The following is a 14,623-nucleotide window of genomic DNA, read 5'->3' as shown; positions in this document are numbered from 1 at the left end:
ACCGCACGCCAACTGTTCAATAATCTTCTTCCATCCGCACAGCCAAAAATCGAGGAATGACTTCTTTGGAAACTGAACTCTCTCGTCGCGTCCAAGCCATAAAACCTTCCCCTACTCTTGCGGTTACCAACCGTGCAGCTGAACTGCGTGCCGCCGGTAAAGATATTATCGGACTGGGTGCCGGTGAACCAGATTTCGATACACCTGCACATATCAAAACCGCCGCTATTGATGCCATTAAAGCCGGCCAGACCAAATACACTGCCGTCGATGGAACCCCGGCCCTGAAAAAAGCCATTATCGACAAGTTCCAGAGGGATAACCAGTTAAGTTATCAGGCTAATCAGATCCTGGTGTCATCCGGTGGCAAACAGAGTTTTTTCAACCTGTCACTGGCACTGCTGAACCCAGGTGATGAGGTCATTATACCTGCCCCTTACTGGGTTTCTTATCCTGACATGGTTCTCGTAGCGGAAGGCAATCCTGTTGTTGTTGAAACCAAGGCCGACGCACAGTTCAAGATGACGGCAGAACAATTGTCTGCTGCCATTACTGACAAAACCAAACTGGTCGTACTGAACAGCCCTTCCAACCCAACCGGCATGGCTTACTCTGCCGAGGAATTAAAAGCCCTGGGTAATGTGCTGAAAAAGCATCCGCAGATATTTGTCGCCACCGACGATATGTATGAGCACACGCTGTTTAATGATGCACCGTTCGTCAACATCCTGAATGTATGCCCGGAGCTCTATGACCGCACATTTGTGCTGAATGGCGTGTCAAAAGCATACTCCATGACCGGATGGCGGATCGGCTATGCTGCAGGCCCGGCCAAGGTCATCGGTGCCATGAAAAAGATCCAGTCCCAGAGCACCTCAAACCCCGCATCTATTTCACAGGCGGCCGCTGTCGCGGCGCTGAACGGGCCGCAGGAATGCATCAGGGAAATGGTGACAGAGTTTAAAAAGCGTCATGACTTTGTCGTAGCAGCTCTGAATGCCATTAACGGCGTCAACTGTCTTGCCGTCGACGGTACCTTTTATGCCTTCCCTGGGTTCCAGGGGGCGATTGAGAAGCTCGACGGTATCAACAACGATGTGGAACTGGCCGAATACCTTCTCAACAATGCTGGTGTCGCGCTGGTACCAGGCTCCGCATTTGGGGCTCCAGGCCATCTGCGGCTTTCTTTTGCCACCAGCATGGAAAACCTGGAAAAAGCAATGGAACGCATTGCCAAAGCTCTTGGGTAAGGCGTTTTAAGGCTTTGAAGGTCAAGCTTCAAAAACCCTATTTTCGGGGCTTGACCTTCTGAAAAGAGGTGATTAATATACGCGCCTTCAAAGCAATTCCCTGATAGCTCAGTTGGTAGAGCAAATGACTGTTAATCATTGGGTCGCTGGTTCGAGTCCAGCTCGGGGAGCCAAATTTCAAAAAAGCCGTGACGTCAAACTCACGGCTTTTTTATTTTTCCCCTTCCGCTCTCTTTCATTTTTTGCTTCTTTTCACATTTTCGCCTTCTTGCTTTCTACACGTTTTTGGTATTTTAATACCAAATAATTGAATTTCCGCAAGATTCCCAACCACCTCCCCTCCTCATTTAGCCCACCTTCTGAGGAAAAATGCACAAAATGATTAGTTTTTTTTCTTATAAGAAAAATTTCCTTAATTGGATTTTAAAATGAGCTAGTTCGCTGTTTTTGTAAACCCTGAGACCAACGTGACAATTCAATTCACGACAAGCCTAAAATTTATCTGAGTTTTTCAGCATTCCGTGCAGAGTTCACATTTTTACAAAATCTACATTCCGTTACTCAGATATCGAATATCCAGAAAATGATTGTACGTAGCGAAATATTTTCATTACTGCAGGTTACATGACTAACTTTGACTCAAGATCGCCCTTCACTTAATACTTTGTTCACATTCTGATCAATCAAATGATCGGTTGTGGCCACCAGTGCCACGGAAATTGAATGCCTCGACGGAGTGAGGACGTTATGGACAAAATTGTTATCTCACATATAGGACTGTCACCGAAGGACCTGATTCTTCTGAAGAATCTATCCCGGCTTGACGAAACCTGGTTTGGCAACTTCCAACTTGCCGATGAGCCCAATACAGCTGATGGACAGATCTTGATCATGGACGTAGATCATCCTGACAGTGCAGCCCAATGGGAACGACTAAAGCCTTTTGCCTACTTTGAAAACACCATTGTGCTGAGCAGACGTCAGCAACAGGTGATTCCCAACACCATCCAATTGACACGCCCTTTGCAGTTCCGGCGTTTAACAGAGGCTCTTCACGCAGCCACTGCTTCAGGTGACAAAGTCAAACGGCATGAACGAAACATTCTGGTGGTGGACGACACCCTTCCGGTAAGAACTTTCATGACCCAGAAACTACATGAAATTCTGACCAGTGACATTGGCGTGGAAGTCGCAGAATCCGGCGAAGAAGCCATCATTATGGCCGCCAATCAGCACTTCGACCTGGTGTTCATGGACGTCATGATGCCTGGCATGGACGGCTATCAGGCCTGCCGCAAGATCAAGGCATTGTCGGGAGCTAAAGTCGTCATGCTGACCAGTAAATCCTCCACCCTCAATCGGGTGAAGGCCAAAATGTCCGGTTGCGATGGTTACATCACCAAGCCACCGGAAGATCGAGAGCTCGTACAGGTGATCCGGCGATATCTTGAGCCGCAAAGAGCCGAATTACCTCAAACCATGCAACTAGCGGCAGCTGGGAGATAAACCATGACCAAGAAAATTTTAATTGTTGATGACAGTGAAGCGGATTTGACCCTTCTGCAGTCGATAGTCGCAGAGGCCAAATACCAGACTGTTCTGGCAAGATCTGGCGAAGAAGCCGTGAGCAAAGCCAAACAGGAAAAACCCAATATGATCCTGCTGGATATCATTATGGGAGAAATGGACGGCTTCAGCGCCTGCAGAGAACTGTCCAGTTCACCAGAAACCGCCAATATTCCCGTAGTATTCGTGTCCAGCAAGAACCAGAAGGTGGATCATATCTGGGCAGCGAAACAAGGCGCTAAAGCACTGATATCCAAGCCCTACCGCCAGGAAGATATATTGAGTCAACTGCAGAGTTATGCCTAAGCAGGACAGGAGATGACATCATGAACAGCGTCGTAATTCCCTCTCAGAACAACCGTCTGCTCACTCCTTCGGAGGCCCTGGCCGTTCTGCAGAAGCTGGATGGAGCTGAAGCTCAGGACGATGTTGAAGTCTCCAGCAGCCATTGGTTTGGTCTACCCCTGTCCCGGTTGGAGCATAGCGGGGCCTCCCTCGGATTACTGATCCGGGAAGATTGCAATAAAGAACTGATTGAAGAGCCTGCCATTTGTCAGGTGCCGTTCACTCCGTCCTGGTTAACGGGATTCACCAACGTCCGAGGTCAGATTACCCCGGTGGTGAATCCCTACGATTTTTTCTGCCTGGATGATGTAGGCAGTCACGCAACCAGGGAACGGGGCGCCCGGCAGGCCCCCTCTTCTTACATTCTTTATTTCGATCATGAAGGCGACTCATTTGCGATATCTGTGCATCACCTGCCCCGTAAATTCAGCGTTACCACTGAGCAGGTCATGAGCCATCCCCCCGGGTTAACCACAGACCTCAGAGCCTGTGTTGACTCCTGTTACCACCATGAAGGCATTTGGTGTGAATGGAATCTTACAAAGTTTAAACGGAGGTTAACCCAGATGTTGAAATCATCCTGACCGCGGCCCCAGCAGGAATCCACCGACAGCAGTACGCGGCTTCTCCCTGCACATGAATCTGAAATAGAACGCCTGGCAGCTGACGCTGTCAGGTACAGGATTATTGCGCCCGGAATTCGGGCCAAAAGTCATATCCAGGAGATTGATATGCAAACTTCAACCACTCGTCACAGAAGCATTTTGCTGACAGCCATGCTGGCATTTTGTCTTGGATCCGCAGGCAGTCTGGCGGCCTCATCGCAGACCGAAGGCGTATACCGGGACAGGATTGTCATCGGCGGCGTACTTGATCTGGAAGGTCAGTCCCGCGGTCTTGGAATTGGTATGAGAGACGGCATCCAGGCGGCTTTTTCAGAAGACAAAATCCAGGGCAAACAATTGGAATACATTGCCCTGAATGACTCCTACACGCCTGAATTGACCGAACAGCAAACCCGCAAGCTGATTGATGAAGGTGTCTTTGCAATGGTCGGCAATGTCGGTACTCCGACAGCCAAAGTCGCCCTCCCTATTCTGGCCAGCCACAATGTCCCGGCGGTCGGATTCTTTACCGGAGCCGGCCTGCTTCGACCCGGTCCGGGGGAAGTAATCAACTTTCGCGCCAGCTACGTCCAGGAAACGGCCAAAGTGATCGAGCAAAGCTTGCTGGCTGGTCTCAGTCCCAGCCAGATCTGCGCCTTTGTACAGAATGATGCTTACGGCATGGCTGGGGTTGAAGGAATCAAGCTGGCATTGAACTCCAAGCCGGGAGCCTCCGGCATTATCAACAAACTGGACCAGATTCTTGCCATGGACGGAGAAAACCCACAACGCAACGGTATCGGCCCGGTGGGGGTTTATCAGCGCAATACCCTGGCATCGAGAGCCGGATATGAATCTCTGAAAAAGTGGGAACAACAGGAAAGTGTAAGCTGCCGGTTAGTCGTCACAGTAGGCACTTATAACGCCATCGGAAGATTTGCTGCCTATGCCCGCCAGAAAGGTGATGACTGGATGATCAGCGCTGTTTCATTCACCGGCGCAGACAATCTGCGTACGGTTCTGAGCCAGTATGGCGTCAACAACAAGGTGATTGTTACCCAAGTGGTACCAGACCTTGATTCAGATCTGCCCATTGTTCAGCAAGCCAAGAAAGCTCTGGGGGAACGCCTGAACGTGATCTCCCTGGAAGGCTACATCGTCGGCAGAATGATGGTGGAGTTGCTGAAGAAGATCGACGGGGATATCACAAGAGACTCATTTCGTCGCGTAGCCAGAAACAGTCTGCTCGAAATCGGAGGCCTGACGCTGGATTTCAGGGGAGATAACCAGGGTTCCGACCTGGTGATCATGACTTATCTCAACAACAAGACCTACCAAACCATTCCTGATAACCAGATTGCCCAGCTGTTCTAGGCCAGAGCACAAATTCACAGGAGCCCGATATGAAATTTCAAAATCTGAATCAATATTTCTCCATAAGCAAGCTCAGTGTGGGCAAACGCCTGACATTGCTGACAGGCATCACCGCCCTTGCCCTACTGGTTATCGCGTCACTGGCAGCATTTGCCCTGACTTATGCAACCCGTTCTGCCGGCGATCTGCACAGACAAGTTGAGAACCAGGCGAACCTGTCCGAACTCATCCGCACCATCGACACCGGGGTTGTGGAAACCCTTAATGGTCTCAACAGCGGTAGCATGATCTGGAGCGAGGCAGACCAGCGCATGCAGGATGCCAGACAATCTTTCATGCAGAACTGGCAACTGCTGCAGGAAAAAGTGAAAGACCAGTCGCTGGAGCAGCAAAGCAAGTTCCAGGACATGCAGAAGACGGTCAGCGGGGTCACCTCCATCTTCGACCAATTCAGCAGCATGGGTACCAACCAGTCCCGTCCTGCCCTGGAACTCTTCCTCCTCAACGACCTTGGTTACCTGCTGGATCCTTTCCGTACGGCCACAAAGAACTATGCTGACATCATGCAGCAAAGTGCCCAGGCACAGTATGAAAACACCCAGACAACTTTAAGTACCAGTGCCATCGTCGGGACTGCGCTGATCCTGCTGAGTATTGCCGGATCATTGATTCTTGCCCGATTCATACTCGGATCCATCCTGATTCCGGTTAACGCGATTGCCGGAACGGTAAGTAAAGTGCAGCAAGGCGATACCGATGCGAGAACAAACATTCAGGGTACCGATGAGTTGTCCCGATTGGGCGCAGCTCTTGACCAGCTGTTAAACGAAAAAGTGGCCACGCTGATTCAGGCGGAAAAAGAAAATGAAGTTCTTAACAACTCGGTTATCGAGTTGCTGGAAGGTACCGCCAAACTCAGCGATAAAGACCTCACCACCCGCCTCACCGTTCGCGAGGACATCACCGGTCCGGTGGCAGACGCCCTTAACATGGTGACCAAGGAAACCTCTGAAGCTCTGGGCAAAATCACCCACATCAGTAAGGCCGTTGGTGTATACAGCGTCATGGTGGATGAACAGACTCACAAGGTTGTTCATGTGGCGGCCGAAGAACGCGCCGTCATTGAAGACACCATCAATAAACTGGAGAGCCTGTCCCGCCAGATGAACCTCATCGCCAAATGGTGTCAGTCCTGTAACCAGATTGCGAAAACTACCGCAGAAACCACAGACAAAGCCTATGAGGCCGTAGGTAACACAGTCGAAAGTATGGGTGAAATTCGCGAGTCCATCAGCGAGACGGAAAAACGTATCAAGCGACTGTCTGAACGGTCACAGGAAATCAGCGGTATCATCGACATCATCAACAACATTGCTGAACGGACACACGTACTGGCATTGAACGCCAGTATGCAGGCAGCAGCCGCAGGTGAAGCAGGTCGAGGGTTTGCGGTGGTTGCCGACGAGGTTCAGCGGCTGGCGGAGAGCTCCCGTAATGCCACCTCTCAGATCAGCGCCCTGGTTCGCAACATCCAGACCGAAACTGCAGACGCGGTGGACAACATGAACAGCAGTATCACCCAGGTGGTCAGCGGTTCCAAACGCGCCACCCAGGCAGGTGAGCAAATGCAGGAAACCCAAAAAACAGCCACCGATCTCCTGGATGCTGTTGAGAAGATTGCCCGCAGCTCATTAACCCAGGCCAAAGAAGCACAACTGGTACGGACCCAGGCGGACAGTATCGAGAAGAGCACTCACGTCACGGACCAGGAACTCAAGCGCCAGTCCCTGCATACCGAGCGCTTAAGAACAGCATCCACATTGCTGCAACAGACAGTTGAAGTCTTCCGCATTCCGGAAGCCGCATTACTGCAGGTCAATATGCCTGAGTTGTTGCAATCCATTCCAGAGGAAGAACCAGCCGCCACGCCGGCTAAGAACAACGAGCCAACGATTCCAAGCTCGTATATCAGGCCATCGAGTAAAGAGGGGTTGAAACAAGCCAGCTGACAGGCCATGCGGCAGACCGGTGTAGTGCCTCCGGTCTGCCGCATGGATTCAGCTAACTGAAGTTGAGCAGTATATCGACTTTTACCTATCTCCCATGCATGGAGAGCTTGTATGGATGCACATGATCAAAATATGGCAATGACGTCTCTGGCCGATGTATTCCGGGATGATCTAAATCAGATAGTTCAATCCGAGATTCCAACTGCGGATGACCTTTTCGCCTTGATGGATAACATAGCGGCAATGCTGGATATGGTGGAATGCCCCCAGCTTCTGGCTAGAGTGGATAGGTTGCGCTCACAATTGGTACCTAACGGAGAAACCTCTGATTCAGCACAAGAACCTCTTCCCAAATCCAAGATCGTTTCCGTCGCACAATGGATGCTGAGGCTGCTTGAGTCGCTCAATGATCCTCTGGTCTTCGCCCCTCCTACAATATCTACATCCGACGATAGTGATGCTGGAGAATCCGAAGCCGCGCTACCGGAAGATCAGGCGAAAGATAGCAGTGAGCTTTCTCGATCTGACACCGTCGCCACCCTCCCTGACACAGACGACTCTCCGTCTGACGTAAGCGACTTTCAACCAGATGAAAACAAAGCACTGGAAACCTGTGAAATGGAGGAACTGTATAAGGTAGAGGAGGAAGAGGAGCCGGAGGAGATAGAAGCATCAGATGAGACCGATACCATCAGCTTGTGTGAAGCTCATGAAATCTCCATGGACGAGAGCACCGATTTAGACTGGGATGCTGATCAAGAAAAAGAATTTGTCGACTCTGATTCAGAAGTCCCCATGCTGGACCTGACAGAAATTCCAGCCGACTCAAACCTATCGCCAGAACAGGCCGAACTGGTGGAGGCATTCTGGTCTGAGATTTGTGAGTTGGAAGCGGATCTCAATGAAGCGCTCGACGTGATGGCCGCTTCCGAATCCAATCGATCCCCCTATGTGGGTCTGCTCCAGACACTGGCGGAAACCAGCAGCTATCTTGGTATTATCGGACTTCAACATTTCTTCGATTGCCTGAGCATTCGTCTGCAAAGTGAAGATACCGTAGGAAAATCACAAATTCAGCACCTCTACAAATGGCCTTCCCTGGTGAAGGATTACCTCTACGAGCAGGCGTCGGAAAACAGCTGCCTGGCATTGCTTGAATACTTGGAAGCCCCTTGCTGGACACAACCGATAGATTCAGAAGATCAACAAGCTCTGCTTTTTGCCCTGGTGGAGTTTGAAGTCAGCAGCGAAGCACTGGATGACACACCATCCCAGGTTTATACCGAAGAGGACGTAGCGCTCAACATTTCCAGTGATGTTACCCTGGAGGTGAAACACGCCTTCCTTCAGGATGCGCCCATTCATACCCATGCAATCTTTGAGGCACTTGCCAACCTTGGTGATGCAGAGGCTCCCGACAAACAATGGGTCATCAAGGCACAGCGCGCCAGCCATAGCCTCAAGGGATCCGCCAACCTTCTGGGTATCAAGGGGGTTGCCAACATAAGTCATACTCTTGAGGACATTTTCGAAGTCATGGCCAAGGGTGAAACTTCGGTCCCGGATCAGCTTTACGAAATACTCATGGAAGCGTCAGACTGCCTGAGTTCCATGGTGGATTTTCTCGCGGGCAAGGACCAACCTCCGGAAAATGCCTTTGAAGTCCTCGAGCAGCTAGTACATTGGAACCGGCCTGATAGCAGATTCAGCGTTGCCGAGCCTGACTTTATGGAAGAGCCCGAATTCTCTGATCTGTCTCAAGAGCCCAGGGTCTCCGCGTTATCTCAGACGAGCTCAGCATCATCTCAAACAGAAACGAAACAGGAGTTCGATTCATCCGAGGATTCTCCAGAAGCGCCACAACGGGATGCCGCACCCGGTACAAATATCGAACCCCCTCTTTCTGATTTTGACAACCTGGTGCTACTTGCCGAAGAGATGAGTATCAACAACGTCCAGGGCAAAGAACTCTATAAGCGCATCCACTCAACCGCTGAAGATCTCTCCCGCCATGATCAGTTACTCAGCCAGAGACGTCTACAGCTGGAGGGCCTGATTGACAACCGCAGCATGGATCGTCGGCCTTCCCGTCAAGTTCCTCAGCAACCTAACCAAACTGCTAAGGGGCAGCCCACACCGAAAGTGGACGAAAACAATGCGGAGTTCGATCCACTGGAGATGGACCGCTACGATGAACTACACGAATGCTCCCATCAGCTGTTCGAATCCGTAGCCGACGTAAGAGAACTCAACCATAAGCTCCAGGATCAGTTGTTGATGCTGGACAGCCTGATGCGCCAGCAACACCGCTATATTGACAAACTTCAGCATCAGTTGCTTTCCAAACAGAAATTGTCTGCCTCTGAACTCACCGGACGCCTGCAACGCTGCGTTCGCCAGGCATGCCGTGCTGCCGGTAAATCTGCGGCCCTGAATGTCATCGGTGATGATCTTGAAGTGGATAGAATCCTGATCGAACAATTGGCTGATCCACTCATGCACCTTCTGCGCAATGCTGTGGATCATGGCATTGAAAATACTGTTATCCGTGAGCAGGCAGGAAAGAACAGCCGTGGCAATATCATGGTGCAGTACTCTCAGGTAGGTCGCTTCCTGCAGGTCGTACTGGAAGATGACGGTGGTGGACTTGATTACGACAGCATCTTCAGAAAGGCCTTGAAAGCAGGAATCATTGCCGAAGGCTCTTCCCGCCCGACCGATCAGGAGCTTGCGCAGATTGTATGGCAACCGGGGTTCACTACCCGTGATAAAGCCACGCAACTTTCCGGCCGGGGGATCGGTATGGATGCGGTAAGGAGTCAGGTTGAATCACTGGGTGGCAGCATCCGTTTCGACACCGAAGCCAAAACCGACAACACACCGGGCTGCCGGTTGGTTATCCGGGTTCCTGTGCGCGAAATTACCCAGTACATGTTGCTGGTAACCGTATGCAAGCAGCGCTTCGCAATTCCTTCATCGACCCTGACCCAGATTATGGCAACCGGTGCCGGTGAGCTGGAAGAAATCGCCGGCCAAACTTATCTGTCTGCAAACGATGAACTCTTCCGTTATGTGGATCTGGCCAAATCGCTGTTCGGTATAGATGAAGAAAGCAAGTCAAAGCCGTTAATCGTCGCGGATGTCAGCGGTGTACTTACAGCTATCGCCGTCGATGAAATCAAAACCGGGGATCAACTGGTATTAAGAACACCCGGCCGCTTGATACCCACACTACCCGGACTGTTTGGTATGACCATCCTGGGTGACGGAACCCTGGTACCTGTTCTCAACCTAGTGGAATTACTGCAAACGGGCAACAAGTCCAATCAGTCTACAGCTCCCATTTCCGCATCCCAGGAAATCCTCAACAAAGTGATGGTCGTGGATGATTCTCTCAGTGTCCGCCAGACCTTAAAGCAATTGCTTCAGGACTGCGGCTTTACCGTAACCACGGCCTGTGACGGGCTCGAAGCCATTGAAAAGATCAAGGCGGAAGCTCCTCAACTGTTATTGGTAGATATGGAAATGCCGCGTATGGATGGCCTTGAGCTGACACGTCAGCTTCGCCAGACACCCGAGCACAACCAGCTGCCTATTCTGATGCTGACTTCCCGAAGCCAGCATAAACATCGTGAACTTGCCAAGAAGGCAGGGGTAAATGGATATGCCACAAAACCTTATAACGAGAACGATCTTATGGATAAGATACAGGAGTTACTGGGATGAACCATCAAACAGCCTACTACCTTGTGAATTGCTCGGGCCGGTCAATCTGTCTGCCGGCCGAAGACATCCTCTATCTGGCATCCGCCGAAGAGGTCACAGAGAAACAACAGATCACCTGCATACGATTTTCCGGGCAGTGGTATCCGGTATATGGCTTTAACAGCAACTGGATACCGGCCTCCGGCCTGCAGCCGGAGGAGAAGAAAGTCATACTGCTGAAAGCCGCCTTTGGGAACACACCTGCTATGGCGCTTAGCTGCCATTCACTTTTTAAGCTGCGAACCGCCTCAAAGGTGTATCCGATTCCCTCGTGTATGAGAAAGCTCAGCCCTATCGAGGGACTGATAAGACAAAACAGCGATTGGCATCTTTTCGCCACCTCTCTAACCATCACACGTTTTTTCGAGAAGGTACTCAGCTATGGAGCTTCAGAATCAAGGAGTGTCGCCGAACACCCACCCATCCAGCGATCTGTCGGTTTGGCTAGCTAACCCACTGGATGGAGCGACAATTGCGCTGGCAGGAAATTCTGTTGAAGAGTTTGTGCCCAATGCACGATTGCTGTCGATACCTGCCAGCGAACCCTGTTGCCAGCACATCACCATCTGGCATGAGCAACCTGTACCAGTGGTATTCACCCGGGCTTGCCACTACATTGTGAGTGCCAACATCGTCGTTCTGAATACCCAGACAACAGATCCTCGTTACGTTGCCCTGGCAGTCAGCACCGCACCAGCCAAAACACTGGTCGATGATCATGGCTTCGTGGATTTCCGCCCCTCGGATTGCGGCATATGGAAATCGGCACTGATTTCCGGGTTCAGCCGCAATGGTGAATCCATACCGATCATCGATCCCACGAAGCTGCTTTCTGACGAATGCAACTTCATGGCAGAAGCAAACAATGCCTGTATCAAACCAGGTAAGTTCTTTGCGCTGCAGAGACAGAAAACCGGATAACCCGCGTTATTATGCGACGCCGTTATTCAGCTCCTGCTGAATGAGGGTCAAAGCCTTTAATGGATCATCCGCTCTGGTGATAGGCCGCCCAATCACCAGATAGTGGCTGCCATCTTCCACCGCCTTGGCGGGCGTCACAATTCTCGTCTGGTCATCCTTGGCTGCAAAGCCCGGTCGAATTCCCGGAGTCACCAGAGCAAAGTCATCCCCCAGCGCCGAGCGCAGCATGGCCGATTCCTGCGCAGAGCAGACAACGCCATCCATCCCGCTGTCTTTACTCAAAGAGGCCAGCCGTTTCACCATTTGCTCAGCATCCGAGGAGTAACCGATTTCCTGCAATTCATCATCACTCAGACTGGTCAGAATCGTCACCGCAATCAAAAGCGGCGGCTGCTGAAAAGGCTGTAATATCTCACGACAGGCTTCCATCATCCTGCGCCCTCCGGAAGCATGGACATTGACCATCCAAACTCCCATATTGGCAGCAGCCTTCACAGCATGAGCGGTTGTATTGGGGATGTCATGGAATTTGAGATCCAGAAATATTTCGAATCCTTTGTTTTGCAACCAGTGGACAATCTCTGGACCAAAAGAGGTAAATAATTCTTTCCCGACTTTCAAACGACATAAAGAAGGATCAACCTGCTCTACAAAACCTTCAAGCGCCTTGCGCTCCGAGAAATCCAATGCCACAACGATTCTGGGTTCAGTGGGTTGAGCCATGTCTATTTCATCACCTTTCATTTCATTATTGATCAGCATAGATACAAAACATCCTGTTCGGCATCACATACTCTTCAAGCCGCCTAAATTTTCTGTGTAATCATCACACCCACGGAATAGGCTTGATATTTCCCCAGGTTTTGCAACTTGGACATTGCCAATGCATATGACGCCCCGAGAATCCGCAATTGATGCAACAGTAGTCCTGATTTTTTTCCAATAAGGATTCCAGCACACCTTTTATGATCTGCACCCAGCGCTTGGTTTCCGTTTCGGCGAACGGAGTCAGGAGCTCCAGCAAAGTTTTCACTCCTCCAAGAGTAGGATGCTCATCAAGCTGCTGTAGAAGAAATTCAATAGCATTCTGCGGATCGCTATCCTGCCCCAGCTGAGTGGCCAATGTCATCATGACATGGGCAGATGGCTGTTGCTCCCAGATTCGCTGAAGTATCCGGACCAGCTTATCCTGCTCCTGGGTCACCATACAGATTTCAACGATCAGATCGACAGCCTCCGTCAGGAAGACCGGATCCTGCTGCTCTATACGCTTCAATTCATTTAACGCTTCTGCGAACTGTTCTGTCGCAATACACACCCGCGCCATCTGCAGGCTGGCCCGGACACAGGATTTATCATGCCCTAAAGCTTCTTTAAGAAACTGCCTGGCCTCCGCGAAATCTTTACGCCGGATACTACGATCCGCCAACTCACAACAATATTGGGCTATTCTCCGCTGCAGATCCCTATCGCGCTTAACGTCCAACGAAAGCGCCCGCTCTCGGGCAATATCCCAGTCTTTCTCGTGTTCATAGATTTCCAGCAAACTCTCAGTACAGCGCTGCTTCCACTGCCTTTCATTGGAAAGCTCAATAAAAAGCGCCTCTGCCCGGTCATACAGCCCTGCGACCATATAGTCCTGAGCTAACTCAAAAGTTAACTGACTTGAATGTTGCAGACGCGCCTCTGGATGTGACAGCAGATTCTGATGAATGGCGGTCGCTTTTTCGATTTCGCCTTTGCGGCGGTAATAGTTGGCAATGGACAGATGGAGCTGAATGGTATGACGGTTAACCTCCAGCTCCTGGAGAAAAGAGTCCAGTGTTGGGGCATCATATGCCTCAAACAGGTACTGAAGGGTCTTGGGATATTTACCGGAACGGGTATCAACGGTCTTGGTGCCGCCCCTTCTAGACTGCTGGTACCCTATAAACCAGCCGATGCCGATGGCTGCCGCCACCAGTAACCACTGCCCGATGAATTCCATAAATGCTAATTATTGGTGGCTACAGTTTGCCTACTTTTTGGCGCCTTGTTCTTGGGTCCTACTACTTTCAGCTTTAGAACCGTCAAACCAGTCACCATCATGCCGAGAATCAGGCCAACAGCAAACGCACCAACTGCCACAAATATCACATCAATAGGTCCGATCTTAGTCACGATCAAATCCAGGTGCACAGCGTCATTGTTCGAGAGCATAAACATTAGCCCGATCACAAAGACGACCAATACCAATAGCAATAGGATGAATTTCTTAATTTTCGCCATGCGTGTACTCGACCCCAATCTCCATTGGGTGCCTATCTTAACATAGATAACGACAATGTCAGGAGAATAGATAGCGACATTGTCGAGTCAGATCGAGGCAGGTTTGACGAAATTAATACCCGGCTTTCAGGCTGGCGTTTACTTCATCACGCAATTCTTTCCCCGGTTTAAAATGAGGCACATACTTAGCCGGCAGGTGGACTGTTTCCCCTGTTTTGGGATTACGCCCCACCCGCGGGGCACGATAATGCAGACTGAAACTACCGAATCCGCGTATTTCTATGCGCTGACCCTGAGACAAGGTTTGCGACATGTACTCTATGATCGTTTTAACGGCGAGCTCAACGTCTTTGACTGAAAGTTGTGGTTGTTTGGACGCAATAATCTCGACTAATTCTGACTTGGTCATAGAATTTTCCTTATCAAAGCCATCGTCAGAAGTGTAGTTAAAGAATTAAAAAAACACAAAAAAAACGGGCATATAGCCCGTTTTTTTCAATTTCCAAACCGAAGTTTGAAG

At 50.5% G+C, this 14,623-nt stretch carries 13 protein-coding genes and 1 tRNA gene; 10 read left to right on the top strand and 4 right to left on the bottom strand.

The features are described from left to right. The first annotated feature begins 65 nt into the window (after window positions 1-65). The 10 genes from BTA51_RS16970 to BTA51_RS16925 all read left to right on the top strand — a co-directional run bounded on the left by BTA51_RS16970 (window position 66) and on the right by BTA51_RS16925 (window position 11,835). Window positions 66-1,250: a pyridoxal phosphate-dependent aminotransferase gene (locus BTA51_RS16970; protein WP_094709371.1), complete on the top strand. Its 1,185-nt coding sequence runs from the start codon at window positions 66-68 to the stop codon at window positions 1,248-1,250. Window positions 1,251-1,347: 97 nt separating this feature from the next. Further along, window positions 1,348-1,423: transfer RNA gene (locus BTA51_RS16965), tRNA-Asn, on the top strand. Between the two features lie 574 nt (window positions 1,424-1,997). Next, window positions 1,998-2,756, top strand: coding sequence for a response regulator (locus BTA51_RS16960; protein WP_094709369.1), 759 nt, complete (start codon window positions 1,998-2,000; stop codon window positions 2,754-2,756). A gap of 3 nt (window positions 2,757-2,759) precedes the next feature. Then, the gene (locus tag BTA51_RS16955; RefSeq protein WP_094709367.1) at window positions 2,760-3,122 is read left to right on the top strand and encodes a PleD family two-component system response regulator; all 363 of its coding nucleotides are present in this window, start codon (window positions 2,760-2,762) and stop codon (window positions 3,120-3,122) included. A 20-nt stretch (window positions 3,123-3,142) separates the two neighbouring features. After that, the gene (locus tag BTA51_RS16950; protein ID WP_094709365.1) at window positions 3,143-3,745 is read left to right on the top strand and encodes a chemotaxis protein CheW; all 603 of its coding nucleotides are present in this window, start codon (window positions 3,143-3,145) and stop codon (window positions 3,743-3,745) included. Between the two features lie 147 nt (window positions 3,746-3,892). Beyond that, on the top strand, window positions 3,893-5,140 hold the full coding sequence (locus BTA51_RS16945; RefSeq protein ID WP_094709363.1) for an ABC transporter substrate-binding protein: 1,248 nt from the start codon (window positions 3,893-3,895) through the stop codon (window positions 5,138-5,140). 29 nt (window positions 5,141-5,169) lie between these two features. Beyond that, entirely contained in the window at window positions 5,170-7,149 is a 1,980-nt protein-coding gene (locus BTA51_RS16940; RefSeq protein ID WP_094709361.1) for a methyl-accepting chemotaxis protein, read from the top strand. Window positions 7,150-7,260: 111 nt separating this feature from the next. Continuing rightward, window positions 7,261-10,875, top strand: coding sequence for a response regulator (locus tag BTA51_RS16935; RefSeq protein WP_094709359.1), 3,615 nt, complete (start codon window positions 7,261-7,263; stop codon window positions 10,873-10,875). Beyond that, the gene (locus tag BTA51_RS16930; RefSeq protein WP_094709357.1) at window positions 10,872-11,366 is read left to right on the top strand and encodes a hypothetical protein; all 495 of its coding nucleotides are present in this window, start codon (window positions 10,872-10,874) and stop codon (window positions 11,364-11,366) included. Before BTA51_RS16935 ends, BTA51_RS16930 begins: the two co-directional genes overlap by 4 nt. Beyond that, window positions 11,296-11,835 (top strand): hypothetical protein, encoded by a 540-nt coding sequence (locus tag BTA51_RS16925; protein WP_168188202.1) that lies wholly within the window; start codon window positions 11,296-11,298, stop codon window positions 11,833-11,835. The genes BTA51_RS16930 and BTA51_RS16925 overlap by 71 nt, the downstream gene beginning before the upstream one ends. Before the next feature lie 9 nt (window positions 11,836-11,844). On the opposite strand, the gene pyrF is transcribed toward BTA51_RS16925, so the two are convergent. The 4 genes from pyrF to BTA51_RS16905 all read right to left on the bottom strand — a co-directional run bounded on the left by pyrF (window position 11,845) and on the right by BTA51_RS16905 (window position 14,512). Further along, window positions 11,845-12,558 carry an orotidine-5'-phosphate decarboxylase gene (gene pyrF, locus BTA51_RS16920; protein WP_094709647.1) on the bottom strand — a complete coding sequence of 238 codons (714 nt, stop codon included), beginning with the start codon at window positions 12,556-12,558 and terminating at the stop codon, window positions 11,845-11,847. A gap of 103 nt (window positions 12,559-12,661) precedes the next feature. Then, window positions 12,662-13,822, bottom strand: a complete 1,161-nt coding sequence (lapB, locus tag BTA51_RS16915; protein WP_094709353.1) for a lipopolysaccharide assembly protein LapB — start codon at window positions 13,820-13,822, stop codon at window positions 12,662-12,664. A 5-nt stretch (window positions 13,823-13,827) separates the two neighbouring features. Then, on the bottom strand, window positions 13,828-14,103 hold the full coding sequence (locus BTA51_RS16910) for a lipopolysaccharide assembly protein LapA domain-containing protein (RefSeq protein WP_094709351.1): 276 nt from the start codon (window positions 14,101-14,103) through the stop codon (window positions 13,828-13,830). Between the two features lie 112 nt (window positions 14,104-14,215). Further along, the gene (locus BTA51_RS16905; protein WP_020406764.1) at window positions 14,216-14,512 is read right to left on the bottom strand and encodes an integration host factor subunit beta; all 297 of its coding nucleotides are present in this window, start codon (window positions 14,510-14,512) and stop codon (window positions 14,216-14,218) included. Window positions 14,513-14,623: the final 111 nt, after the last annotated feature.

Source organism: Hahella sp. CCB-MM4 (assembly GCF_002260525.1).
Taxonomy (GTDB): domain Bacteria; phylum Pseudomonadota; class Gammaproteobacteria; order Pseudomonadales; family Oleiphilaceae; genus Hahella.
This window is presented reverse-complemented; position numbering and strand designations above follow the sequence as displayed.

What these genes read in the sequence shown, in the direction of transcription:
- BTA51_RS16940 (WP_094709361.1), top strand. Translation starts at nt 5,170, where the DNA reads ATGAAATTTCAAAATCTGAATCAATATTTCTCCATAAGCAAGCTCAGT.
- BTA51_RS16925 (WP_168188202.1), top strand. Translation starts at nt 11,296, where the DNA reads ATGGAGCTTCAGAATCAAGGAGTGTCGCCGAACACCCACCCATCCAGC.
- lapB (WP_094709353.1), bottom strand. Translation starts at nt 13,822, where the DNA reads ATGGAATTCATCGGGCAGTGGTTACTGGTGGCGGCAGCCATCGGCATC.
- BTA51_RS16905 (WP_020406764.1), bottom strand. Translation starts at nt 14,512, where the DNA reads ATGACCAAGTCAGAATTAGTCGAGATTATTGCGTCCAAACAACCACAA.
- BTA51_RS16935 (WP_094709359.1), top strand. Translation starts at nt 7,261, where the DNA reads ATGGATGCACATGATCAAAATATGGCAATGACGTCTCTGGCCGATGTA.
- BTA51_RS16960 (WP_094709369.1), top strand. Translation starts at nt 1,998, where the DNA reads ATGGACAAAATTGTTATCTCACATATAGGACTGTCACCGAAGGACCTG.
- BTA51_RS16930 (WP_094709357.1), top strand. Translation starts at nt 10,872, where the DNA reads ATGAACCATCAAACAGCCTACTACCTTGTGAATTGCTCGGGCCGGTCA.
- pyrF (WP_094709647.1), bottom strand. Translation starts at nt 12,558, where the DNA reads ATGGCTCAACCCACTGAACCCAGAATCGTTGTGGCATTGGATTTCTCG.
- BTA51_RS16950 (WP_094709365.1), top strand. Translation starts at nt 3,143, where the DNA reads ATGAACAGCGTCGTAATTCCCTCTCAGAACAACCGTCTGCTCACTCCT.
- BTA51_RS16910 (WP_094709351.1), bottom strand. Translation starts at nt 14,103, where the DNA reads ATGGCGAAAATTAAGAAATTCATCCTATTGCTATTGGTATTGGTCGTC.
- BTA51_RS16955 (WP_094709367.1), top strand. Translation starts at nt 2,760, where the DNA reads ATGACCAAGAAAATTTTAATTGTTGATGACAGTGAAGCGGATTTGACC.
- BTA51_RS16945 (WP_094709363.1), top strand. Translation starts at nt 3,893, where the DNA reads ATGCAAACTTCAACCACTCGTCACAGAAGCATTTTGCTGACAGCCATG.